The 1962-nt window shown below is 42.2% G+C and carries 3 protein-coding genes; 1 reads left to right on the top strand and 2 read right to left on the bottom strand.

Features of this window, described 5'->3' with window-relative positions:
- Nucleotides 1-344 (top strand): hypothetical protein (locus ABVT42_RS22130; protein WP_367024506.1); only part of this gene is annotated, 344 nt, incomplete at its 5' end.
- Between the two features lie 162 nt (nt 345-506).
- On the opposite strand, the gene ABVT42_RS22125 is transcribed toward ABVT42_RS22130, so the two are convergent.
- Nucleotides 507-926 (bottom strand): hypothetical protein, encoded by a 420-nt coding sequence (locus ABVT42_RS22125; RefSeq protein ID WP_353898155.1) that lies wholly within the window; start codon nt 924-926, stop codon nt 507-509.
- Nucleotides 927-928: 2 nt separating this feature from the next.
- Nucleotides 929-1471: an AHH domain-containing protein gene (locus ABVT42_RS22120; protein ID WP_353898154.1), complete on the bottom strand. Its 543-nt coding sequence runs from the start codon at nt 1469-1471 to the stop codon at nt 929-931.
- Nucleotides 1472-1962 lie beyond the last annotated feature (491 nt).

The raw sequence follows: 1962 nt of genomic DNA, 5'->3' as shown, positions 1-1962 counted from the left end.
CTACCAAAGAGGTTACTATGACTAAATGCAATTTTACGCAAACAGCCCCCGGCTGTCATGAATTTACTGATAAAACCCTGCCGCAATACAATTTTGCTTTGCAGCCTTACCAATATTTCAGGCAAATCCAGTGGCATTGGCGGGAGCCATTAACCATTGTGCCGGACTCGGCTTCCCGCTGTTATCCAGAAGCCGCACCCCATTTTGAACCACCCATTCAGATGGTATTGCTCGGCCAACAAGATAACTATATTCAACTGGCTTTGTATGCCTTGCCCCATTTAAGGTTTGGTTATACTCAGCCGCTTAATCGACGTTGGCGCGAGGCGATTACACCACTTTAAAAACCCAAAAGCCTTGTTCATCGACGTTGGCGCGAGGCCATTACATCGCTTTAAAAACCAAAAAGCCTTGCTCATCAGAACAAGGCTTAAAAGTTACGGCTGTCCCAACTTAGTGTTTCCCCACTCAGTGTTGTTGCCATCAAGTGATCTGACCCCCTTGGTTCACAGCGCATTGAATTCGATATCCGTAAATATAAAATCGAACTTCAATCGTAATTGGCGAGCCTTACTTTCAAATAGCTTTTTAGTTTGCCGTACAATTTGCTCTAACTTAGCATCAAAGTCTTGATCAGAAATACTACTTTTTTCTAGCAGAGAGTACGACTCCATAATTTCATTAAACTGAATACTAAAACTAAGCTCTATCTCTCTATCAAGAAATTTTTTTTTACAAGGAAAAATATCAACTATACCTCCCTGAATTACCAAGTGAAAATTTATGATTTCAGGCTGCTTGTTGAAATCAAAATTATTTATTTGGGTCGCAATAGCATTAAATATCTCGTCTACATCACTTAGACTCGCCCCGTCCAAGCTATAACGAGAACCGTATCTGTCTACAACAATATCATTCCAATCCACAATTATTTTCCTAATTTTTTAGTGCTTTGGTTTAAGAAATCACGACCAATTCTAGTCCATTGATTGAGCCTGCTTGCTGCCTGTTGAGGTGTCATATCAGGATTATTTTTCATTTCACGATTCAAAAGCCTACGAATATAGCGGTTGTAAACTGCATGTCTACGATTCCACCCGTGTGCAGTTCTACTCATATTAATTCCATTACCAGCACCATTCATCCTAAAACCACCTTTAGCCGCTAACTCTACCATTTTATGAGTTCTGAATGTCCAAGGAATTATATGATGCGCTGTTTCATTCGCTGGAGTATTTAGAGCATTTCTCAAATGTCTGTCTGCAGTAGTCCTAGAAACTCTTAACTCGCTTGTCCGATCAACAACATCATCTTCATCATCAGGTGGTGGAGTCCCTGCAGTTCCAGAAATGTCTGGGGTCAGCATATGATCATAAACTGCTTCAATCCCTTCTTTGGATCCAATATATACGATAACCCCAAGAGCGATTATAGGAACAGCTTCAGCAACAACCGTACTTCCAGCAACCAAAGCCTCTGCGCCAATAGCTTTTGCAGCTACTCCAGTTCCCAGAACTCCGATTGTTGCAACTCCTGCAGAGCCTGCTCCACCTTCAGTTTCCTGACTGGGGCATCAGGAAAGCCCAACGCGGCAATCGTAGCAATAGCCAATTTTCTCTAGTTCATCAACCACTTAAAGAGCATTTTCTCAGGCGCATCCCCTGACAGCTAAAAATTTTCCCAGACGCACCTTTTTTTGTAAAGCACTAATTTTTTATAGTGCAGTTTCACATGTGAAACGGGCTCTCTAATTCATTTTCTTTAGCTGCTTTTTGAAGTCGTCACTACAATCACCCTCGGTAGTGACGACTTTGGCGAGCCTTGTTATTACTGGGCTAGCGCCCTGTTTTCAGGAGTGACAGCGGAGTGATGACCAGTTTTAAGGTTAAAGCGGGGGCTACCCCGCTTTGATTAAATGACTGTAATCACGCTTGATTAACTTAACGTGATACTGCCACTCAC

Origin of the sequence: Aliikangiella maris (assembly GCF_040719265.1) — a bacterium.
In the GTDB taxonomy this organism is placed as follows: domain Bacteria; phylum Pseudomonadota; class Gammaproteobacteria; order Enterobacterales; family Kangiellaceae; genus Aliikangiella; species Aliikangiella maris.
Note: the sequence above shows the minus strand (reverse complement) of the source record. Positions and strands in the feature narration are given on the sequence as shown.